Raw genomic sequence first — 22,491 nt, 5'->3', positions numbered from 1 at the left:
GCTCCGCAAGGGCTCCGCTTAGCAGGCCTTGATGGCGACCAAATCAACAGAAAGATACAAGAACGGATTCTACACCCGAACGGCCCGGATCAGGGGGCTGGGTCACCCAGACTCACCGATGCTGCGTTGCGCACCAATGGCCGCTTTGAGGAGTGCGATCAGAAATATTCCTGTTGAACCAGACTACTAAGGCATTGAGGGAGCAGCTTTGACCAAACCCTCTTTTTTCCAGTCGCGCTTTTCTCAAATTCAGCGTTTCAACGTAATGATTGTGGCCCGTTCTGCACTTTGTAACCTTTGGCTGTTTGCCCAGTCCACTCATATGATCAGGCTTACTGGTAAACCTGAAGAATTGCAGTTCCGTCTTGCATACCAAACCGAGCAAAGCCCTTTGCGGCTAAGTGGCCTGCTTCGTAGAGTCCATGAGCGTCGGCTGCGCGATCCAGTTGTTGCAAGCATGAAGCATGGAACCACCCAATCACCGCGTCCCGCCTCAAAGTGTATGGAGTGGTGTCTTGATTAGTTTTGGCAAGCTCAGTCGCCCTTTGGAAATTTTCGGAAGCGGGTATCATGAACCCTGCATTAAGTGCGGCTATGCCCGATAGTATAGCGTGGTTGGTCGCGAGTGGTGTCAGTTTTCCGATGTGCGCTTCATGAGCTGCCGCAAGACTGTCGGCACACGATAACAAAATCTCATGAGAAATCTCTGCGCGTCCATAGGCTAGATGACAACGAGCAAGATCAAGGAGCACGCCTTCAACCCATCCGGAAGTCATTGAAGGGTCTCTTACTTTGGCCCAATCCTCAAAGTCCTTTAAGAGCGCTTCAATGCGAGGGATGAACACTGCAGCCTCTGGTGTCAAAATCTCCAGCGCAAATGCGCGACGCCAAGGCTGCGGTTCGAGTAATTCAATTTGGATCAGGCGTTGTCGAAGTGCAAGAAGCCAAACATGTGTGTCTTCCGAAGGATGTCCGTCATGTGTGGCCTCAACGAGATGATAGGCTTCGTTCCAAAGCGGTCGCGCGGCTTGGATACCTTCGGTATCATGGATGGTGTCGGCCAATTGATCAAGGGCTCCGACTAGATTCATATTGGCGGTTGGAGAATCTTCCTCCTCAGCAAGCTGACGAACAATATCGACAGTTTGCTCGCGTAGATGTCGTGCTCTGGCGGCGCCCTCCGATGAAGCGGTCACGCTTGCAAGGCGAGATGTGGCGAATGCGTGGTCGCGCTTGGCACCTGGTGAAGCTTGCTCTTGGGCGAGCTCCCGCATCAGACGCTCTTCCTCTTCGATAAGGGGCTTTACAGCACGGGAACCGTCAAACTTCAAGACGATGTCGCTAAGACGGGACAACCCCGATGCTAGCTCGTATCGCGCCTCTGGCGTAGAATGCTCTCGGGCTATTTTCCGAAAGATGTCTACCATCTCCTCGACAAACGGTCGGGCCGCTCGCGAACCTTTCAATGCAATAGTTGTGGTAGAGAGTCTTGAGAGCGCATGCGCCATATCACGCTCCGACTCACGCGTGGGATTCTCCTGAAAAGATGTCCGGGCATGGATGACCATTTCCTCGACAATGGGCATTGCGGCGGCAGGTCCGTCTACCTTCTCGAGCGCGGCGGCATTACGAGACAAACAGAGCATAAGGTCCCGCCTTGTTGGATAGGTGTTTTGTTCTTCGAATAGTGTCCGGTTAATTTGTTCTTCTCGCTCATGCAGAGGCCGAGCAGCAGCAGGACCTTCTATTTCTTCGACTATTCCACTGTGTTTGGACAGCGCGATAGCCAAGTCGCGCCTAGACTGCGCCGTATGCTGCTCCTCTGCCAAGGCATCAGAAATGTCGACCATCTCTTGGACGAGAGGTTTCGCCGCAGTTGGTCCATTCAGCGCCTCGACCATGTTGCCGAGATGAAACAATGTAGATGCTAGGTTGCGCCTTGTTTCCGGTGTAAAATGCTCCTGGAAGAGCGCACGGGAGCGGCTTTCGGCCTCTTCGCAATAGGATAGTGCTGCTGCGGGGCCATCTAATTCCGCAACCACGCGGCCTAAACGAGACAGTGCAATCGACAGGTTACTTCGTGAGCTTAGTGTCTGCGAATTCTCGGCCAGCGACCGGTAAATATGCACCTCCTCTTCACACAATGGTCGCGCAGCTACGAGACCGTCCAAGGCCTCGACCACGTAGAAGAGTTGACATACCGCGGACGCCAGAGCGCGTTGCACTCCCGGTGTCGGCTGCTCTTTGGTCAAAGCGCGAGCGATAGAAACCGCCTCATCAAGCAAAGGATATGCTTCGGCTGGATCGCCGAGGTCATTAAGCACCTCGCCAAAACGAACTAGCGACAATACGAGATCCTGCCGGGCTTCGGGAGTAACCTGTTCGGTAGCGAGTGCTCGGGAGAGCTTCACCTCTTCCTCATGGAGTGAACGGGCCGTAGCCGGACCTTTTAGCGTGTTCAAAACTCTGCCCAGGTCGGCCAACCTAATAGAAAGATCGCGTCGAATGGAGAGTGTCGGCTGCTCTTTCAGCAGTATTCGGGTGATTTCTAGCGCCTCTTCGTATAAGTGAAGTGCTGCAGCAGGACCATCCGTTGCCTCGACGGTTTCACCAAGTCGGGACAGTGTCCGGGCGAGTTCGCCACGCGCTCCGTGTGTTGGCTGGTCGGCGACCCACTGGCGGACAAGGCGTTCCTCCTCCTCGCGCAATGCCCGAGCAGCAATCGGGCCATCGAGTTCCATTGCAACAGCGCCGAGACGGGACAGTGCGAATGCCAGGTTTCGTCTTGCCGCAGGTATAGGGTTCTGTTTTGCGAGTATCCGTGCAAGGTGAACCTCTTCTTCGCAGACATGTCGTGCAGCGGCTGGCCCGTCGAGAGCAAAGACAACATCGAAGAGACGGCAAAGCGCATTTGCCAGGGTTTGTCGTGCTCCGAGTGTTGTCAGTTCATCGGATAGTGTCCTGGCGATGCGGACTGCCTCTTCATAGAATGTCCGCGCTTCTGCGAGACCTTCAAGTGCAGCCTGTGTTTCGCCCATCCTGAACAGTGAAACAACCAAATCATCTTTCGTGGCCGGTGTAGCCTGCTCTTCCACGAGAGTCCGTGATAGCCTCAGCTCCTCTGCACGCAAAGCTTGTGAGGCGGCGGGACCAGCCATCTGGTGAACGACAATGCCAAGGTGATGTAACGACATCGAAAGTCCGCGACGCATTTTTGCGGAGGGCTCCTCGGCGAGTAGTGCCCTCATGATTTCGACGGACTCTTCGTGTAGCGGACGCGCAGCCGCAGGGCCAGAGATTTCGCCGACGTTGGTACCAAGGCGAGATACAGCAACCGCCAACCAATACCGCATCTCCAGGGTCGGCTTGTCTTTTACTAAGTCTCTACAGATGCTGACCAGTTCTTCGGCAAGTGGCAGTGCCACAGCGGGACCGTCAAGGACAGAAACGATATCGTCTAGCTTAGATATTGCTTCGGCAAGATCCTGTTTCAGTCCAAATTCGTCCGCAGCCGCGAGGTTCTTTCGAAGGTTTGCGATTGTAACACTTATCTTCTCCTCAAGTTCGCGGCTTGGACCGCTCCATAACCTTTTCGCGTCCATGACTTGGTACAACGCTTTCCGCCTCTGGAAGGCTGCTTCGTCGTCGAACAATGGTAACAACTGGTCCGCCAGCTCGCCGGCTGTTCGCACATCGAAAGCCGTACTAGCTCGCTTGATCAGTTCCGCTCCTGTATCGATGGCAGCGAGGTTCCATTCTTCTGCATCGTCTTCCAGCATCGTGGCAGCTTCCAGTATGAGCTTGAGCTCCTGTTCGCTCGCCTCGATGGGGTTGGCGGCTACCTCAGAAAATGCCGCTCGAAGCTCATCCTCCACCACACTCTCGTCCAGCAAATTTCCAAGGTCCTCTCGAGCGGCCAATTGGTAGGCCCTCAGCCGAAACTCAGCTTCCTTGTTTGCCTTGTCCCCCATGGTGCCTGTGACGAAACTGTGCGGATCCTCTCCCTCGCGCAGTCCATCCGCCGCGTCTGTCACCATTATTCCTTCAGCGACTCTATGGACAAGTCGCGGTGAAAAGCTCACGCCTTGAGTACTCGCAATCGCCAGCGCTTGGCGGACATGATCTGGCGCTTCCTCTAGACGATCTGCTACGAAGGAAGCGAAGTCTCGGGATAGAACTTCCTCGAGCCCCGCTTCCGTAAGCGCCGAGGCGATGTCTCGATCAACGAACGCTTTGCGCTTTCTCGAAAGGTACATAAGCATCTCATCGAGCATCCTCGGCGTTCCTTCCGCCTTGTCCGAGAGAGCGACGACCTGCGCAGGTGTGAGGCCCGGAAAAGCCTCACGTACAATTTCATCCAAACCCGCCACGCCAGCCAGTTCGTGTATCACGTCGCCCAAATCCGGGGCAGCCAACGCTCCTAGTGCCGTTCCCGCCGTGCGGGAGGCACGCCATTCTCGCTGCCAGCTGGTAATGATCAAAAGTAGCGGCCAGCTTTCTGCGCGCGCGCGCGACATCAGGAGACCTAAAAAAGAAGCCGTGCCGAGGTCCGAGTCTAACCACTGAACGTCGTCGACGAGCACCACCAGCGGGACTGGTTCTGTTCCCCTAGGAGGCACCTTGCAGAGCCGATAAAGGTCCCCAATCGCCATTTCTGCAAGTTGATCGCGTCCGCGGTCTTGGGCCGCTGCGGGACCAACATCCTTCTCATTGAGACTGCGCAAATCCTGCATCGCCGCTCGGTGCTCCCATGCGGCCTTGCCAATTGTCTTGGTCAAGCCCAACAGACCGAAAGTTCCTATTGAAGAGATGAGGTCGACGGCGGTCTCGCCGACCCCTAACGCCACATCTGCGGCGGTCTCGCCGCCCCCCAACAGTTGTCGACGTCTTATCGCGGCGCGCTCAACTTCGCGGGCTGTGCGCTCGAGATGCGGGCGCAATTTGTCGAGGCCAGCTGCAAACGCGCCTCGTGCGGTAGCGTTGCGCTCACCGGGATCGGAAAGTCGCAACCCCCACCAAAGAAACGGCATAGCCGCGCCGTCTTCGCCACCACAATCTGCGGGATCAGGATTGACGCGCAGATTGTCTTCTTCACGCAGGAGGCGGTCAGGCCAATAGCCTGCATCACCTACGCAATCGTGGGTAGTCGACAGCCAATTGTAGAACTCCTGGGCGAGCCGTGTTTTGCCAAAGCCGCTCTCTGCCACGATCGCTATCACGCGCGGCGTTCCGCCACGTGCTTCGTCCCAAGCGTCATGCAGTACCTTCAGATCGGCGTCACGCCCGACAAAACTGCTGTGCCAATCCAATACGAATTTCCCTGAAACGCCACTCTCACTCATGTGGCAATACTATCGAAAAATCGTGATGACCAAAAGCGAAGTCCTGAACTCTGACGCGCGCAGCGATCGCAAGCATCGCCCAACACGTCGAATGGCAAAAAAAAATCGCTAGGTTGGAAGCGCTCGGAAATACAGTGGGTTTGGCAACAGGTTTTCGAAGCTGCGCCGCGACGTATTTGGCCAAGATGCCGATGAACCGGTTCGATACATGATATCGAAGGCATGAAGAGCGCGGCAAGCGCCAAAACCCATTCGAAGCAGTCACTAAGGAAAGGATTCTCCTTAGCCTTTGAAAATACGGTAAGGAGCCATTGGCGCAGCTGCAGCGAACGGCAACAAAGTCCGCGATGCGTGAATTCGCGGGTACCTGGATCATTCAGGCGCAGCGAAGGTCCGGTCTGGTGAAGCTGCGCCGCGGCGCTCAACTATGTCGGCAACGGCAGCAATGGGCCGTCCTCAACAGGCTTAACTTCCACTTCATTAAAAACGCCGCGCTGCTCCCGAAGTCCGCAGTAAGACCACTTAAGCATTCGTTGGCGTGCAGCGAATGACCAAAAACCGATTGAGACTTTCCGTTGATCCGGATATCCTGCATCTGCAGCCTTGCTCGGGCCTCCCCCCTCCACTGGGGCAGCATTTAACATGCGGAGCGAGACCAATTCGAACCTGTCCTGTTCGAGCATTCGCATAAGGAGGGATTGCGGAAACCGCTCGCAAACGGAGGTTCAAGATGAGACTCTCATCCCCAATCTACACCCTTAAACGTCATGCAAAGCTGCTCGCCCGCGAGAATGACATCAGGCTCCACAAGGCTCTCGATCAGATTGCCGCCAAAGAAGGCTTCAAGGACTGGAGTCACTTGGCTTCTAGCTCCTCCAAAGCGACACCAGCCAAAGAAATCATGAGCCAGCTCAGGTCAGGCGATATGGTGTTGATCGGGGCGCGTCCCGGTCATGGCAAAACACTCCTTGGGCTGGAGCTGGCCGCTTTAGCTGAGAAAAACAGTCGCAAAAGCTATGTTTTTTCATTGGAATACAATGAAGCAGATGTCTGGGACCGGTTTGCAAAACTTTGCCTCGACCAAGATGCAGGGGCCCGTCGGACCGTCGTAGACACATCGGACGATATCTGCGCGGCCTATATCATTGAACGGCTCGATCACGAACCTGGTAAGGCGCTGGTCGTTATCGATTACCTTCAGCTTTTGGATCAACGTCGCAGCAATCCTTCGCTTGAAGACCAAGTCAGAGCGCTCAAGAAATTTGCCGTCGAAAACGAGGCAATTGTGGTTCTAATATCACAGATCGACCGCGCATTCGATCTGTCGTCCAGCGACATGCCAGGCCTTGGGGATGTACGGCTGCCAAACTCCCTTGAGCTGTCTCTTTTCGATAAGACGTGCTTCCTGCATGACGGTAACGTCCAGATAGAGAAGGCCGCATAAGGCTAGCCTAACGGACTTTGTGGACATTCACGGAATGCCCGCAAAGTCCCACACAGATGACGTCATCGTCGGCTTGGCGAAGCTCGGAACAGTACAATTAGGAGACGAACGTCTGGTTGGAGCCCAAGGAGACATGGATCATAACGGATACCCAGGTCTTTAAATGAGCGACTATCTCACATTGAAACCAGCTACGATCGAGCATGCCGAAGGCGTCGGCAGAGTTATCCGCGAGGCTATTGAACAGGTCAACGCGAAGGATTATCCGCGAGCCGAAATCAATCGTCTTTTGCAGAACTTCACGACAGAGAGAATTGCGGGTCTGCTGCAGCAGAGACAGACTTTGGTTGCTCTGGCCGGAGAGCAAATTGTCGGCACTGGGGCAATTCGGGGCGCTGAATTAAAATCAGTTTTTGTTGCACCTGATTGGCACCGAAGAGGGATTGGTGTTGCCTTGGTTTGTGAGCTTGCAAAGATCGCTGCGAGAGACGGAATTGAAACACTTGAGGTCTCTTCCTCACTCTCTGCCACGCAATTTTACTCGTCCTTGGGATTCATTGAAAAGTCGCGGAACTTCTTTGGAGACGAAGAGACAGTCCTCATGACGAAAGCTATTGCGCGAACCTAATCGAGTTAGGTTCCGGAGGTCAGCTTTGTCCCGCGTTGCACTAGTTCGCCTGTCTCCTGATTTTGCTTGCGCAGCGAATGGCTGGTACGACGGGCCGCATCGCAGCATGCCCAACCACCGCTCAAATTCCGGATTGGGCCGCTTGTAAGGATTTTGGGAAGTTGCAATGCTCAAAAAACAGGATAGGCATACAAATATGACGACTGATAGGTGGATCGCTCTAGGAGCAATGTTGGCATCAGTGGCAGCAGTTTTCGTGTCCGTTTCTTCCGATATGACACAGCGGAAACATATGAAGCTTTCGGTCAGACCGATCCCAACTATTTTGTTCACGCAGACCTCTGATGACCTTCATATAGACTTGGAGAATGTGGGCACAGGCCCGATGGTCCTCATTGAGGTCAGCTACGAATATAAGGACGGTACAGTCGCTAACACGGTAATCGACCCCGACAGCTTTTCCGAAGGTACTGCAGGCGAGATAGTAATTTTCGAACTAGATGCAGAAAGCGCAGTTTCATCTGGGAGTGCACAGAGACTATTGTACTTTGATCCCGACCCCGAGAACATTGCAACTCAGATCAGATCTCAAGCCCTGAGAACGAAGCTTGATGATACTGTCGTCACAGTCACTTACACGGATGTCTATGGAACGAAGTTTCCTGCATTCGAATACACACTGATTGCTCGTAATATCATCTCGCAATGACAAGACGCCTCAGATCTTAACTAGCTGCGTGTCCCAAAGGGTTCATATGGAATAGGATGCATGTGTCAGAGGCTAACGATGTCCGGGAGTGAAAGTCCGGTTCGGTAAAGCTGCACTGCGGCGTAGGCTTGCGAGATGAATGTCTCCTAAGGGCCGCGAGCATCCGGAAGCTTGCTCCGGTAGCGGCCAGGTGCGGCGCGGGGCCAAGGTCCGCTTTTGAGCCCATAGTTACCGATGCTGCAATCCGTACGAATGTCGGCTGTTTGCTAAAACTGAACAAAGTAACCGGGGTCATCCTTCATGCATCGTCCAACTCTGCAAGCAGTTGTATTCGATATGGACGGGCTCTTGCTCGATACCGAACAAGTATACTTCGAGGGTTTCCGCACAGCTCTTGCAGGTCTCGGATTGCGGCAAGATGATGACCTTTTCAGACGGTTAGTTGGCACGAACCGTGCGTTGGGACGCCAACTGTTAGCCGAAGGGCTTTCGGGACACGTCACGCTGGAAGAATTTGATGCCGCCTGGGATGATAAAGTTACGGAACGTCTCGCAGACTGCATCCCCGTCAAACCTGGGGTGCGCACGTTGGCAGAACATCTGCAGGAGCGAGAAATTCCTTATATTATTGCTACTAGTACCGGCACGGAAAAGGCGCATCTTCACCTCGAGCGAGCGGGGCTCGGTACGCTTTTTCCAAATGTCGTAGGTGGCGATCAGGTTGCGGCAAGCAAGCCTGCTCCGGATATCTACCTTTGTGCTACCGCACGTTTGGGTCACGATCCGGCGAACTGCGTCGCATTCGAAGATTCACCCAACGGTGTCCGAGCAGCTCATGCAGCCGGACTCATTACAGTGCAGATACCCGACATCGTCGCCCCGGATGCCGAACTGCTCAAGCTCGGGCACTATATCGCCAGTGATCTCATAGCCGGGGCGCAAGTTGTCGGGCTTTGGTAGAACAGGGATACAAAGTCGACATTGGTGCAAGCGCAGCGAAAGCGCACTTCGTCCCGCATAGCCGACACCGACAGGTACAAATAGTAGGAGCGAATGGTTTGGCGCGATGCCAATTTCAGCTTCGAGCCCAATTTCGCCGATGCTGGGGCCTGACCGAATGGCAGCGTAGCGAATGCCTAGCGCTTGATGCACCAAACCATTGCTGTCTCGTAACCGGCGGCTTCCAGCAGATCGATCTTTGATTTCCAGCCTGCCGGGCAGACGACAAACGCGGCCCCCATTCCCCGGTTCGCGAAAGAAGCCTCTGCGGCACGTAGCAATGCGCCTGCCCCCTTCATGCCACGTTCCAGTGCGACAGGGTTGGCCATCTCGGGGTGGTAGTAATCATCTATGACACCCGTGCCAGTTATGTCATGAGCCGGGGGAAAGTGCAGACGGGATGCAGGCTGTGCAATTACATAGCCTTCCAGACAATCAGCCGACTCCAGAACCATTATTTCGCGATCCCGCAGGGTCAGGCTCCGCGTCATCCAGGCCGAAAAACGTTGATCAGCTTCGGGATGGACTTCCCAGAACGGGTCGATGTCATAGAGAACCTGACGGTTCTTGGCGCTGCGGGCTACGATACCAAGAACATCGACTTCCGTCGCTTGCCGAACACCGGCGGGCATTCCCTTATTGCCAAGGTCACTGCGCGACAGGTAGAGCGTCAGAGGCTCATAGCCGCTTGCCTCAAACGCGGTTCGCCAAGCTTCGTCCGCCACGTAGGATGCCAGTTTGATCCTGGCACCGGCTTCGTGAAGGGCGTCCTCTGCTGCGGTCAGTAGGCCATTAACTGTGCCATTCGGTGCATCGGCTGGAATGAAGGAGTCGGGCATGATCAGTCCTGGTTTGCCGAACGGACCCGCATAGATTGGGGGCACAGGCAGCATCATCGCATGGACGACACCCGAAATCTGACCCCCATCCTCCGCGACATGCCAAAACTGTCGAAAGAGTTGTTGTTCTGCCGTCAGAGCAAAAGCCAGCGCTTTTTCAATCTGTGCGGGCGCGTCATCCGCCATCTTCCAAAGGATCGCATCCTCGGCATGGCGTTCCTGCGCATCCAGCATGAGGAGTTCGACAAGGCGTGGTATGTCGTCGGGTGTCGCTGGTCGGATAGTCTGCGTCATCGCTAGGTCTCTCTTGGCTTTTGCTGGGTGCTGCTTTCCCGCTTGTATCGACCGAATGCACCAAATTGACAAAGCCGGATAATTCTATCAGCGTTTAGAAAAACTACCGCCTTCGAGGCACCAAATGAAGAACGTAAACCTGAACGCGCTCCGGGTGTTCTCTGCCGTCGCATTGCACGGGAACCTGCAACGCGCGGCTGAGGAGCTGAGCCTTTCGCGTGGCGCAGTCTCACAGCGGATCAAGCAGCTCGAAATCGAGCTGGGAGTGGTTCTTTTCGTGCGCGGCGCACGCGGTGTCTCGCTGACACCGGAAGGCGAGCGCTGCCATGCAGCCATGCAAGAAGCCCTCGCGATCATTGATACCGCGTTGGTGAGCATCGGCGAACAAGGTGATCGCGTCACGCTACACCTTGGGTCTTCCACCGCAACGAAGTGGCTGATGCCCCGGATGAACGCTTTCGCGGCCAAGTTCCCAAACGTATCCCTGACCACACAGGTCCACGAGCAGGTTCTGGCGCGCAGTCTAGGCCGGAACGAGATCGCAATCTGGCCTGGTAGAGCACATGACACAAATACAGCTCACGTATCTCGTCGCTTGACCGATATCCGCCTAGTTGCCGTATGCAGTCCTGATTTCCTTCGACCAGATTGGCCGATCGGACTGGAGACGCTGCTGACGCTACCGCTCCTTCAGGATGCGCACCAGCGGTGGGAAAAGCTGATACGTAAAACCGGGTATGGCGACACGCACAAGCTACTCAACTTCGACCGATCTGCCTTGGCTCTCGATGCAGCTATCGGTGGTCACGGCATCGCAATCGCGCCGACCTACATGGTGGAGAATGAACTTCGGTCTAAGAAACTGGTGAAGGTTTGGGTTGATCCCGATCCCTCTGATGATGGGCTCTATATCTCATGGTCAAAAGACCATCTGCGCCAGACACGCATCAAGCGGGTCGTTGATTGGATTGCGTCTGAATTCGAGTGAAGCAGACCTTCGGTTCGAGAAAGCGAACGGAAGCAAAGTCCGCCCTTCCGACCCCGGGTCGCGCTAGAATTTTGAGGGTGCAGCGAATGGCCGGTTCAGCGAAGCTACACTGAGGCGCAGTCAGGTACGATGAATGACTGGTAAGGGCCGCGTGCCGCTCGCCGGGAGCGTGATTGAGCAGATGCAGCGCTGCGCCCGAGGTCTGAAGAGAGCCCCTTTTGCCAGATGCTGCACTTTGCACCAATGTTCGCTCCTTGGCACTTGCCAAAAACGTGATAAATCTAAAGCAGTTTTGCCAAGGGGTTGTGGCACAAGTTTTTTCAACGATGTTGGGGCCAGGATCGCTTGTGAAAAAAACCGTTTTTGGCGCGTTGGCTATTGCACGTGTCCCACGGAAATTCGCTTCTGAAACAGGCGCTACCTAAACATCTACTTACAGTAGACTTACGCGCACGCATGAGAAAGTATCAGGTTCATGATTGTATCCGTGTCCCGTTTGTTTCTGCCAATCGCTTTGGGCGCGGCACTCGCGGCGATCATTCTGACGGCAGCGTGGCCAGCACTGGGTCCTGCTTGGCACATAGCAACGCCGTGGGCGAGCAGTTTTGTTTCACCATCAGCCCAATGGATTTGGTTCTTGATCGCGGTGGCTGCATTTATCGCTGCGTGGCGCACACATAGAGCATGGTCCGGGCTTCTGGCGGTTCCATTACTCGGGTTCGCTATTACGCCGCCTCAAATGATCGACCTTTCTACCGATTTGCTGGCTCGTAGCGTCGCGCTGGAGGCGCGCATGGCCAGCACCCGCACAGAGAGCAGCGCGGCTGAAATAGACGCCATAGCCTCCGATCAAGCGCTTCAAACTGCCATTGCAGAAGAAATGGTAGCCGTTAGGGATATTGGGCGCGTATTCGATAGCAGTGGGTTAGACGAGTTCGTTGGCTACAGCGATTTTAGGCGCATGCTCGATTTGCTGAAATCCGGAATTTCGGGCGCAACAGAGCGAGAAATCCGAGAACTACAAACTCGTTTACCCGATCAAGCTGCGGCACGAGACGCTGTGAATTCCGCACAAGAAAGTCTGCGCCAAGCATCCGTAGCAGCAGAGGCATGCGACACGAGAGATTTCGGTCGTGAAGCTCTTAACTCTGGCGACCTTCGATTTCTTCGGGGCGACAACAATATAGTGGCGCGGAGTATCATTAGGCAGATGAGGGAAAGGTGCGTAACTGAGACAGGCGTGAGCAGAAATGGTGCGGAGGTCTCGTTGCAAAGAGCCATAGATCGCCGTGCCGAAGTAGATGTGCTGGCGGACGAAGTCTTAGCGGAAATCTCTAACGCAAACGGTCGCCGCGCTATTTTGGCCAATTCCCTCGCCGCGCGCTCGGTTCTGCAAGATGCACAATCGCAGGCGCGCCTTGCAAGCGCTACGCTGATCGTCTCAATCGCCATAACGTTAGCGGCAGCGACGGCCGTACTCGTTCTGCGCGAAGGTCATATCGTCGTCCCTGCGATGCTGGCTTCTGTCCTATCGGTAATCGGCATCGCTCTATGGTATCCCGCCCATAGCAACGACGAGCTTGATTTATCGATACTTTTGTACATCGGAGCTGCTGCGACTTCTGCGACGGCGATCCTTCTGACAGTGCGTGTGGTGCGTCTCTACGCACTCGCTAACCGGCATCTATGGTATAACGTTCCGAAGGGCGAAGTCCGCACATTGTTGGCACGTACGGCGGTGCAATGCCTTCCGTTGATTGCGATCCTGATCGGCGTGTCCTTTGCGACAGATCTGCTCTGGCGGCATATGACGAACCCGCTCTACGCAGACCAAAGCGCCGACTCTGAAATGTTAGAAAGCCGCGAATGCGATGTGCAAGGGCGCCTTCTCTTTACGAACGAGATCGATGGTTCATGCACACCACGTTCGCTAGAGAGAGACACTGAACGCGCCGTCAGATATCACTTCGAAACGATACGCCGCAATGCCATTGCAGCTGTAGAGGATGGCGGAGACGGTGCTCGATCGGGAACAGATTGGGCAGCGAACGAAGCCGGTCGCATCTTTCAAAACGCAATACCGAATTACCTGTCTGTCAAGCGTGCCGAACAAACAGAAGCCGAGACTGACCGAGGCCTTAATCGTGTGTTTGACATCGAAGGGGGATGCAGATGGTGGCATGTCCGGTGTCGTCTCAGCGACGGCGGCAAGAGCTTTCTAGACAATCGCTACCAGCGAGCACGAGCTTTCGCGGAAAGCCAACTCACAGCCCGACTGGAAGATATGGCATCCGAAGTTGACTCCGGTAGCGCAGCAGCAGAGGCGGCGGTAACAGAAGCGGTCGAGATTTACGTAGCATGGTTAAGAGCAGAAACAGACCGGGCGTTTTGGGTTGCGTTCCGCTACGCAGACGTCACCTATCACATTGCGGTCTTGGTCCTAATTGCAGCAATATTCAAAAGCTTCGGCTATGTTTATTTACGAAACGTCTATCGTGTTAGAGGTTTCAACAAAGGTTTAATGTCTTCGACCAACGATGTCAGAAAGTTGGAGAACCGGGTCATCACGGCACCTGAGAACGGGACACTAAACCTCAGTCTTGATGACGATGCTCTGTTCGTCGGATCCTTCGCTAATGTAAAAAGCCGTCAGGTAGCAGCAAGTTTCCGGCCAGCGCCGACCTTCGGACTATTTCTCAGGGGTCTGCTTACGGGATGGACGCGCCATCCAACAAGCCCATTCTTTCGCCGATACCGGCGTGGAGATGGTAGTTTCATTCTCACCACAGGAATGGGGCGTCGTTTGTGCGCCGTTCGTTTGTTACCGGGAGAGGTCTTCGTCTTCCGCCCCCATACTTTGGTTGGGTTTTCGTCCGGTGTGCGCATCCGAGCATGCTGGCGGTTCGGACCCGTTGATCTGCTTTTGAACAAGCTGCGGAGACCTGTTGCAACGGGGGGCGGTTGGTTGATCCTGCGCCTCGACGGAGAGGCAATCATTACCGAAGGCGAGCAACGTAGTTACGTGGAAAGCGAAACGACAGTGATTTGGTCCGCGAGCGGATCGTTTGGCGTTCGAGGAGAGGGCGGAATTTGGGCCACCTACTTCGGGGGTACGTCCATCGCGCCAACACCAGGGGGAATGGTTATTGGTGACGCCGGCCTATCCATAGCGACAGCCGCAGGCCTGCGGCGTGCAGTTATGCTTATGGTACCTGTGTAAACAAGACATGCAGCTTTCTCTTCGCCGGTTTGTCTGTTTGGTTCTTGAAAACCAGCTGGCGTTTTGTTGTAGCTTCCGCCAATGTCCAAATTCCGGACTTTTATCACGGCTAGAGCGGCTCAGAAGCCGTCCAGAACGCTGCCGCCTTTACCGGAAGCTTCTGGCCGGGAGAAGTAGCTGATCTTTAGAAGCGCGGGAATGCGGACAGAATCCACCATTTTGTGACTGAGCGCCTTCATTCGAAGCCGACATTGGTGCAGACGCAGCGAACTGGCGCTTTGTCCCGCACCGCAGACCCCGGGTCGCGCTAGAATTTTGAGGGCGCAGCGAATGGCCGGTTCGGCGAAGCTACACTGCAGCGCAGTCGGGTACGATGAATGACTGGTAAGGGCCGATCTTGGCTGAGCGACTGTGCTCGGAAAGGCAATATGCTGCGGTGGATCTAACAACGTTAGAGAGCCCAAGTTACTTTATTCTGTAAGGTGAGTGAAGGTCTGCTTCATATTACGTTCATCAAAATTCTGCGTAGTGTCGATTCGCCTTTTTGCCACTTGACCACCCAATGATTGATTTTGCCTTTTGCAGTGTTACAGTCGTTATTGCCAAAATTTGAGAATACGAATTGCCGTCACCGAGGATAGCTATTGGAGTCAAAACAGATGTGGACAAGGATTAGCGCGATCCATATTTGCGTGTTGTTATTGGTGGCTGTTTTCTCCACATCCGCGCACGCTGGCGTGCTGGACTTCCTTGGTGTCACAGATGATCTGGAGAAAATCAAAGAACGCGTTATCGATGACCTTTTGCAGGACTTCGAAGAAAGAGCTCAGGACCTCATAGTGGAAGGAGAAAACAGCGGAAACGCCCTTCTCATACAAGCAGGTAACGAAGCAATGATGGCCATCGGCGGAGCTGAGGTTGTCGCCGGGAGAAACACCCGTGAATTGTTACGGAGCTTAGATGACCAACAGGAGGAGGTGTTTGCCCGGATCGAAGCGGCTTTGGATCGGATTGAAGAAAGTAGGTCTGACTTTGTGTCTCTTAGCGACATAGTCGCTCTAGATATCGAGCAGCTGATAGAGCAATTGCCGTTTTCCGATGAGGCCCCTTTTTATATGCGCCGCGTAGATGGGCTTGTGATTCATCCGCAGCCGGGCCCGCTTGGCCATAAAATTCGCATCACTGGTTCGCGGTTTGGAGTTGAGATTGCCGAGGCCTCCGTGAGCATTGCGCTTGAGATTGGCGGCGAGGATCAGGGATTTGAGAGCTATTCGACGGGCGAACCAAATACCGCCGAACTGTTGATACCGCAATCATGGATTGATGAGCAAAAGCAGCGGGATGACATAAGCATTGTGCCAGTCAGGCTACATGCAACCCGTACAACTAAAGCTTCTGGACCCCGTGGCTACTTTGGTGCGACCGATTCGATTTCCACTACTCTGAAGCTTCGGCTTGTTGTTCTTCCAGATATCGCTGGACGCATTCGCCCTATCTACTCAGAAACAGCAAAGGTCTGGATTCCGAATGAGCCAAAGAGTCAGCGTGTTTCTGTACTCCCAGGCAAGAAGCTCTCCCTGCAAGAAGCGCCAGGAATTGTTGGTGGCGTTGCGAAGCTGGGCGATGTCCGTTTCGTAGACGGAAGTGCCCGACATACATGTGTTACAGATTTTCGGGACGCATATAGTTTTCCACGAAAGACCCTGCCAGCAACTGACCCGGTTTTTTCGAACGGATGGTCGTCGCTCAAAAAAAATGCAACATGCCTCGAGGGACAGAACGCATTTGGTCCAGCAGTACCAACGGGTAGCGTTTTCGGAACTCCGAGCTCTGCCAGGCTAAGTGTGCAAGTAAAGAAATTTGAACGTGAGTTCGGCGTATCAAGAAAAAAAGTGTATAAATGGCTGAGTAGTTATCGAACTAACCCAAACGGGCTTTGTCATGTTCCACCATCGCAGTTAAAGTCATGGGCAACCCGCAAGAATCACGACTTCTCAGCTTGCCCAAACGTTACCGTCATTTCCGCTGAGCCTGACGCAGAGCGGACAACAGTTACATTTCGTTTTGGTGGGCACGGAAACCGTGAAGCCAGATACGATGTATCGGCGCAGTTCGAGCGCTACGCGTATGATCCAGAAGCAAATCTTGTTGTCGAAACTGGAGAATGGCAGGAGGTTCACTATGGGGTAAACGAGATGTCTTTGCGGGACAGCAATGGCGCGGCCACGAAGCTAGAGTTTCAGCCTGTCTGGTCACCTGAAACCCTCGCGTTCTTAGAGTCGCAGATAGACAGACAAGAAGGCTTCTCTGGCGCTGCTGATACCTCTCAGGGAGCGACGAAACTTCTTTTGTTTGAGTATGAGTTTCCGCAGTAGACTTATACTCAAACAAATTAATCAAGTTCGGCAAACTGATACGAGGCATAGCAAGCATTCCTTTTCAACCTATCGATTACAATATGTTATCTGACTGATCATGACAGGTTTTCCAGAAAACAATTCACCATTTGATATGCTATCATTGGGCTACTGCGGCGAAAGCCCGCTCTGTCCGGCAAATTGTGAATTTGCCGTCCTCTTGAACTAGCGGATCCAGTGAACAGCCGTTCTGACGAGCCGCACAACACGATGCAGGTTCCAGGTTGAATCGCAGCAATGGAACGTTCTTTGTCCAGTTAGGGAGCGCGTTTTGTTTCGATACCGCACTGCCTCTGATGGCCCGTCCAAGCCTAGGCCTTCTGCTCGATGGGTCGAAGCGAACGGCCACTGTTTTGTGTTTGTTTCACCCCAAGTATTCATGTGTTCGATAATTGGCAGAAATGAGTGCCCGACGTCCGTCATTTCAGCGGTTTCCTACGACTTCGCCGGAGAGATCATCTGGCACGATGAAAATTCAGCAGCTGAGTGCGCATCGTCGCAAGACTACTTGCTCAATCGTCGGCTTGAGCTGATGGTCCTTGCGCCGACCAAGGCCGAGTATCTGAATCAGCTTCCTGAGACGATCAAATGCGGTGCTTTCCACAGACGCAGGGAAACAATGCCCTCTGGCGATGCGCCCGGATTGAGGTTCACGTCACGCAGGTTGAGAACTATGCCTTCTTCCAGTAACTCGCAACGCGGCCGTGTTTCTGACTGAATCAAGTTGCGGGTTGCCAGAGATGAAAGCCTTGTTCCCAGCTATTCTCTCAAACCCGGTTCTGCCAGATCAAATTGAAGCCAGCGATTTCCGTCGGTTGGAAAATTCGTCGTAACGTCTGACACACGCCCGGCACCTCATCCCGGACATCGAATGCACAGATTGTGTTTGGAACATTCATCTGGAACGTCTTTATGTTATTCAGCGGTTTTTCTGAAATTATCCAACATTCCGGTGCGGTTGTGCAATTCACCGCAGGGCGCTAGTTAGTTGATCTCCCACCACAGGCTGGAGACTTTTTATGCGCTTGGCCCTCTTCGCGTTCGCTTTTTTTACGATGTTCGTTTCAGGTATGGCTTTTGCCCAGGAAGCGGATCCCGTCGCCGAAGCGCAGCAACTCATCGACCTTCTGGAAAACGACAGCGCACGGGAGGCTTTGATTGCCAGTCTCAGGGAAGTCGCTGCGGCAACTGAAGCAGCCCCCGAAGCAGAGGAGCGGGTGTCGTTCGGACGTCAAATCGCACGACTGACGTCAGGCTTTGTAGAGACCGCGGCCGGGTCATTTGCATCTGCGCTGGCAGGTATTACGTCAGTAACTTCAACATTGGGAAGTTTAGACGCTGATCAGATTGCCACGTTGGCAGACGCACTGATTGCGCTTGCCGTCGTCTTTGTTGCCACGACCATCAGCTATATTGTCCTGCGCTATTTCGCAAAGAGGGTTTCCCGAAGCATGGGCGAACGCGCCCACGATTGGGACTTTCTGCGCACTCTGGCTGTCGCAATCGCCACAACGTTGATGGATGCCTTTGTGGTCATTCTCGCCTGGGGTCTTGGTTATCTGGCCGCACTTTATCTTCACGGTGATTCCGGAACGATAGGTGTCCGGCAGTCGCTTTATCTCAATGCGTTCCTGCTTGTTGGACTGGCCAAAGTACTCTTTCGCGCGGTCCTTTCGCCCAGCACAGATGAGCTGCGCTTTGTTTCAATTTCAGATGCAGCATCGAAACACATGTCATTCTGGTTGGGAAGCATTGCCACTGTCATCGGCTATGGGCAGCTTTTGATCGTTCCAATCGTTAACCGACAGGCCTCCTTCAGCGCGGGTCGGGGCATATCAACCCTTCTCGCTTTTGTCGCAATCATCATGTCACTTATGCTTGTCCTGAGAAACAGGAGAGATGTTGCGGCCTGGTTCCTTGGCGAAAATCCGGAAGAAAAACCCAGTGTCATCCGTTTCGCAGCCCGGAACTGGTATGTTCCGGTTGTCCTCTATCTGCTGGGCCTTGCCATCATCGTCGCAGCCCGTCCGGACGGGCTGATATGGCCGGTACTTCTGACGACCGGGCAAGTGATCGCGGTGATTACACTTGGACTGCTGGCCTCAGGCGGGCTTTCAAGGTTTGGCAGCCGGGGGCTGGGTTTGCCGGAGGTTCTGAGCAGCCGCATGCCGTCACTGGAAGGTCGGGTGAACGCTCTTTTTGTCCGTATTCTGGGTATCATACGGGTAGTCATTTCGATCTGCGTACTGGGGTTTGCCCTGGACTTTGCAGGTATCATTGACTTCAGTGGTCTCTTACAGAGTGACTTTGGCACGTGGGCTGTTGGCACAGGTGTCAGCGTCGGCCTGATCCTGCTCTTTGGTTTTCTGGCATGGCTGACGCTGGTGTCGTGGGTAGACTATCGGCTGAACCCCGAATACGGGTCCATGCCAACCTCAAGAGAGAAAACACTTCTGACGCTGTTGCGAAACGCCGCCACTATTGTGCTGATGGTGATCATCTCAATGTTCGCTCTGTCTGAGATGGGCATTGATATTGCTCCGCTCATCGCCTCTGCAGGTGTATTGGGACTGGCGATTGGCTTTGGTGCGCAGAAGCTCGTCCAGGACATTATCACGGGCGTTTTCATACAGTTCGAGAACGCGATAAATGTGGGAGATGTGGTTACTTTGGGCAGTACCACCGGAACTGCGGAAAAACTCACCATCCGTTCAATTACGCTAAGAGATGTGAATGGCACGGTGCATCTGATCCCATTCTCATCAGTCGATATGGTTTCAAATTACGTCAAGGACTTCTCCTATTATGTATGTGATCTCGGAATCGCTTACCGCGAAAACATCGATGATGGTCGTGAAGCTATGCAGGAAGCCTTCCAGCAGTTGCGCGCGGGCGAGAACGGCGAATTCATTGAAGGCGATCTGGAGTGGTTCGGCGTTCAGGCCCTCGGGGACAGTGCCGTTGTGCTCCGCGCACGCATCAAATGTGCGCCAGGCAAACAATGGGGCATTGGACGCGCGTACAATGAACTGTGCAAACGTGTCCTGGACGCACGTGGCATCGAAATCCCGTACCCACACCAGACGATATACTTCGGTGAAAGCAAAGACGGCTCAGCACCTGCGCTTCATCTCAAAGATGAGCGGGGAACATAACCATCCGGTTTTGAACGCGTTCAAATGTCGGAGCCAGATTTAGGTCTGACAACAGCAATAGCGCACGTTTTCTTGAGAGCTGACTTTTGGTCAACGTCCGGCATTCGCAGCAGCGTCGAATGGCCGCTCTTACGGGCAGCGCCGCAGCGTTTCGACAACGGCGCAAAGTCGTCTATGGGCCGCGAGCCAACGGAAGCTTACTCCGGTATCGGCAAGATGCGGCGCGGGGCCAAGGTCCGCTCTGAGCCCATTGTTCCGGATGCTGCGATATGAATGGAGTCTGCTTCTGAGTGTCGAATGATGCACTGTGTCTTCTGGATGGCCGGTGAGAATGCTGCTCTTAAACTAGTGTTGATGATCACTATAAGCGCGTGATCTTGCGAAATATTGCGTGCCTTTTCCCTTCCCAAAATAGATTCCAAGAAGGACGAGATACCTGCTCGGCTGAATACAAATATTCAAGGAAACCAATTGTCGTTTCGTTTAAATACTCATGTTCGAAAACCGCATGATCGGGATGGTCAAACAGTGACGCATGTCCAAGGGGATCATTTAGCAAGCCCAGTGAGTTTACAATTTCTTCAGCGACGCATTTACGATACCCATGATCAGACTTCTGTTCTGATACGAAGACGATTGCACTCAGTATTTCGTCAAAAGGACCTGACTTTTGATCGACAAATATTCGTGCTTCGCAGGCCCCGACTGATAAAGTTTGAGAGTTCAATCGATTTAGATATGTATCATCTAGTAGGGGATGATCGAGCTTGCGCACTTCTTTTAGAGTTTCATCGTCTGCAAGAACTAAAACAAGGTTGGGCTTTTCGTTCGTTAGTAAAATGTCAATTTTGGCTCTTTCCCGTAAAATTTTTACAACTTCTTCAACGTGTTCGTGAACGGTTTGAGTATTGGCTCCATCGCTCGCGTGGAAAAAGCCTATTCGTATGCTTTCCATATAGCGACTTGACCGGACTTGACAGATTTCCCCAATCAGAGGCTCACATGCCTCGGTCGTCGAAATCATCTGAAAAAACTGATCATAGTCTTTCCCATCAACTGCGAAGCTTGGCAAGCGCCAGAGAATTGATGCTGCAAGCAAAGCACCAATTCCAAAACTTACTAATCGGTATTTTCGGCGGAGCATAAGATGGCAGAGGAAACAAAGAAGTGTTAGCGCCTTTACATCAGAAAACCTGCGCGTATCGCAAGATGAAAAAGACCTAGCGGTAAACCTTGAAGAAACGATGGCCGGGGCTGCTCGCGAGAGTATGGCTCAGTCGTCAATTAGAAGCATGTTGGATCACGGGATTTAGGTGCATGTTGCGGTTAAGGGGGCAACCAAGGAGGTCAATGTGCGAAAATTTATCGGGTTTTTGGAGTTCGAGAATGTGGCAAAACGGTCGTTGGCGCAACCGCAGTGAAATGGCGCTTTGTCCCGCATAGCAGACTTTGTCGACCGCACAGAATAGGAGCCGAAGGTGTGGCGTGTGGCCAACGTCCGCTCCGAGCCCAACCTTTCCATTCGTCAGATGACAGCGAGTAGCCGCTTCTCCCGTTCAGTAGTACGCGCCACACCCCCAGTCTGAAAGCATCGCCGCCAGCGCACCCACTCCAAAACAGAGCAGGAACAACTTGCTTTTCAGCACCCTGAAGATCGCGATGGCGCCCCGGATACTTAAGACGCTGCTGAAGCCCAGGAAACGACCATATTCGCATTCAGACAGTATGAATTGTTGCTGCTGGAAGGCTGTCTTTGTGCTTTGCGGCCATCCATCTGGCATCCTAGGCGTTTGGTGCTGCATCGGTGCCAGCAGCGACATCGCATTTCCCGGTTGCCTGACGTTTCAGGCGACAAGCCGAAGCGCCAGAAGTTCAAGCATTGCTTCATCGGCGTCTTCCAGATCGACATCGCCGAGGACCACACAGCTGAGGGCAAGCTTTGCCCGTTCGTCGGCATTGAGCGCACAAGCACATTTGCGGAGACTCAACCCGTCGAGGAAGCGGGCAGTAAGACAGCCTTGGAATTCTTGCAGCACACGCTCGAAAACGTGCCTTATCAGGTGCATGCCATTCTGACCCCCTGTCGGAGCCTGTCCCTTGGACGTACCCTGCCAGGTGAGGGACAACGGCATTCAGTTCGCAGAACAGCCCTGAAACCGCAAAAGAGTATTTTTTCAGACAATGCGCTGTGACCTAATCTGCAAGGGCGAGACCCTGTCTGCCACTGGTCTGAGGGCAATGGTCGAACGGGATTGAACATTGCCTGACGAAGCCCACCTACCGTTGGACCAACGGGCGGATGCAACGGGTGAAACGCAAGATCGAAGACGGTAAAGCCCAAAGCCGATCCGGTGGGGGCGGGGACGGCCGGACGCCACGCGCATCGATTACAAGGACAAAAACCGACTTCGCACCCGCCTGGCGGGCATTTCAGCAGCCTGCAACTTCGTACGGAG

13 protein-coding genes and 1 pseudogene are annotated in these 22,491 nt (G+C 53.8%); 10 read left to right on the top strand and 4 right to left on the bottom strand.

Translation table 11 applies throughout. The annotated features are described in order from the left end of the window. Positions 1-332 precede the first annotated feature (332 nt). A complete protein-coding gene (locus tag Q1A34_RS21130; protein WP_300039331.1) occupies positions 333-5,342 on the bottom strand; it encodes an AAA family ATPase in 5,010 nt (1,669 codons plus the stop codon). 730 nt (positions 5,343-6,072) lie between these two features. Here Q1A34_RS21130 and Q1A34_RS21125 point away from each other — a divergent pair. The 4 genes from Q1A34_RS21125 (at position 6,073) to Q1A34_RS21110 (ending at position 9,083) form a co-directional block, all read left to right on the top strand. After that, complete coding sequence (locus Q1A34_RS21125) at positions 6,073-6,786, top strand: DNA helicase (RefSeq protein WP_300039329.1); 714 nt, start codon at positions 6,073-6,075, stop codon at positions 6,784-6,786. 163 nt (positions 6,787-6,949) lie between these two features. Continuing rightward, entirely contained in the window at positions 6,950-7,414 is a 465-nt protein-coding gene (locus Q1A34_RS21120; RefSeq protein WP_300039327.1) for a GNAT family N-acetyltransferase, read from the top strand. Positions 7,415-7,580: 166 nt separating this feature from the next. Continuing rightward, positions 7,581-8,123 (top strand): hypothetical protein, encoded by a 543-nt coding sequence (locus Q1A34_RS21115; RefSeq protein ID WP_300039325.1) that lies wholly within the window; start codon positions 7,581-7,583, stop codon positions 8,121-8,123. 300 nt (positions 8,124-8,423) lie between these two features. Beyond that, positions 8,424-9,083: an HAD family phosphatase gene (locus Q1A34_RS21110; RefSeq protein WP_300039323.1), complete on the top strand. Its 660-nt coding sequence runs from the start codon at positions 8,424-8,426 to the stop codon at positions 9,081-9,083. 176 nt (positions 9,084-9,259) lie between these two features. On the opposite strand, the gene Q1A34_RS21105 is transcribed toward Q1A34_RS21110, so the two are convergent. Beyond that, positions 9,260-10,255: a hypothetical protein gene (locus tag Q1A34_RS21105; protein WP_300039321.1), complete on the bottom strand. Its 996-nt coding sequence runs from the start codon at positions 10,253-10,255 to the stop codon at positions 9,260-9,262. A 124-nt stretch (positions 10,256-10,379) separates the two neighbouring features. Between Q1A34_RS21105 and Q1A34_RS21100 the strand changes: the two genes are divergently transcribed. The 5 genes from Q1A34_RS21100 (at position 10,380) to Q1A34_RS21080 (ending at position 20,308) form a co-directional block, all read left to right on the top strand. Beyond that, positions 10,380-11,243: a LysR family transcriptional regulator gene (locus tag Q1A34_RS21100; RefSeq protein WP_300039319.1), complete on the top strand. Its 864-nt coding sequence runs from the start codon at positions 10,380-10,382 to the stop codon at positions 11,241-11,243. 475 nt (positions 11,244-11,718) lie between these two features. Next, complete coding sequence (locus Q1A34_RS21095; RefSeq protein ID WP_300039317.1) at positions 11,719-14,463, top strand: hypothetical protein; 2,745 nt, start codon at positions 11,719-11,721, stop codon at positions 14,461-14,463. A 659-nt stretch (positions 14,464-15,122) separates the two neighbouring features. Beyond that, a complete protein-coding gene (locus tag Q1A34_RS21090) occupies positions 15,123-16,838 on the top strand; it encodes a hypothetical protein (protein ID WP_300039315.1) in 1,716 nt (571 codons plus the stop codon). A gap of 1,061 nt (positions 16,839-17,899) precedes the next feature. Continuing rightward, positions 17,900-20,035: a mechanosensitive ion channel domain-containing protein gene (locus Q1A34_RS21085; RefSeq protein ID WP_300039312.1), complete on the top strand. Its 2,136-nt coding sequence runs from the start codon at positions 17,900-17,902 to the stop codon at positions 20,033-20,035. Between the two features lie 72 nt (positions 20,036-20,107). Further along, positions 20,108-20,308, top strand: a complete 201-nt coding sequence (locus Q1A34_RS21080; RefSeq protein ID WP_300039310.1) for a hypothetical protein — start codon at positions 20,108-20,110, stop codon at positions 20,306-20,308. A gap of 88 nt (positions 20,309-20,396) precedes the next feature. Here Q1A34_RS21080 and Q1A34_RS21075 read toward each other — a convergent pair whose 3' ends face one another. After that, positions 20,397-21,179, bottom strand: coding sequence for a DUF2927 domain-containing protein (locus tag Q1A34_RS21075; RefSeq protein ID WP_300039308.1), 783 nt, complete (start codon positions 21,177-21,179; stop codon positions 20,397-20,399). Positions 21,180-21,591: 412 nt separating this feature from the next. Beyond that, positions 21,592-21,855 (bottom strand): hypothetical protein, encoded by a 264-nt coding sequence (locus tag Q1A34_RS21070; RefSeq protein ID WP_300039306.1) that lies wholly within the window; start codon positions 21,853-21,855, stop codon positions 21,592-21,594. Between Q1A34_RS21070 and Q1A34_RS21065 the strand changes: the two are divergent. Further along, positions 21,742-22,014, top strand: a pseudogene (locus Q1A34_RS21065) (IS481 family transposase); the annotation flags it as partial. The gene Q1A34_RS21070 and the pseudogene Q1A34_RS21065 sit on opposite strands and share 114 nt — an antisense overlap. Positions 22,015-22,491 lie beyond the last annotated feature (477 nt).

Source organism: uncultured Roseobacter sp. (assembly GCF_947491795.1).
GTDB lineage: Bacteria > Pseudomonadota > Alphaproteobacteria > Rhodobacterales > Rhodobacteraceae > Roseobacter.
This window is presented reverse-complemented; position numbering and strand designations above follow the sequence as displayed.

What these genes read in the sequence shown, in the direction of transcription:
- Q1A34_RS21105 (WP_300039321.1), bottom strand. Translation starts at nt 10,255, where the DNA reads ATGACGCAGACTATCCGACCAGCGACACCCGACGACATACCACGCCTT.
- Q1A34_RS21110 (WP_300039323.1), top strand. Translation starts at nt 8,424, where the DNA reads ATGCATCGTCCAACTCTGCAAGCAGTTGTATTCGATATGGACGGGCTC.
- Q1A34_RS21095 (WP_300039317.1), top strand. Translation starts at nt 11,719, where the DNA reads ATGATTGTATCCGTGTCCCGTTTGTTTCTGCCAATCGCTTTGGGCGCG.
- Q1A34_RS21090 (WP_300039315.1), top strand. Translation starts at nt 15,123, where the DNA reads ATGTGGACAAGGATTAGCGCGATCCATATTTGCGTGTTGTTATTGGTG.
- Q1A34_RS21120 (WP_300039327.1), top strand. Translation starts at nt 6,950, where the DNA reads ATGAGCGACTATCTCACATTGAAACCAGCTACGATCGAGCATGCCGAA.
- Q1A34_RS21075 (WP_300039308.1), bottom strand. Translation starts at nt 21,179, where the DNA reads ATGCTCCGCCGAAAATACCGATTAGTAAGTTTTGGAATTGGTGCTTTG.
- Q1A34_RS21130 (WP_300039331.1), bottom strand. Translation starts at nt 5,342, where the DNA reads ATGAGTGAGAGTGGCGTTTCAGGGAAATTCGTATTGGATTGGCACAGC.
- Q1A34_RS21085 (WP_300039312.1), top strand. Translation starts at nt 17,900, where the DNA reads ATGCGCTTGGCCCTCTTCGCGTTCGCTTTTTTTACGATGTTCGTTTCA.
- Q1A34_RS21100 (WP_300039319.1), top strand. Translation starts at nt 10,380, where the DNA reads ATGAAGAACGTAAACCTGAACGCGCTCCGGGTGTTCTCTGCCGTCGCA.
- Q1A34_RS21115 (WP_300039325.1), top strand. Translation starts at nt 7,581, where the DNA reads ATGCTCAAAAAACAGGATAGGCATACAAATATGACGACTGATAGGTGG.
- Q1A34_RS21070 (WP_300039306.1), bottom strand. Translation starts at nt 21,855, where the DNA reads ATGTCGCTGCTGGCACCGATGCAGCACCAAACGCCTAGGATGCCAGAT.
- Q1A34_RS21125 (WP_300039329.1), top strand. Translation starts at nt 6,073, where the DNA reads ATGAGACTCTCATCCCCAATCTACACCCTTAAACGTCATGCAAAGCTG.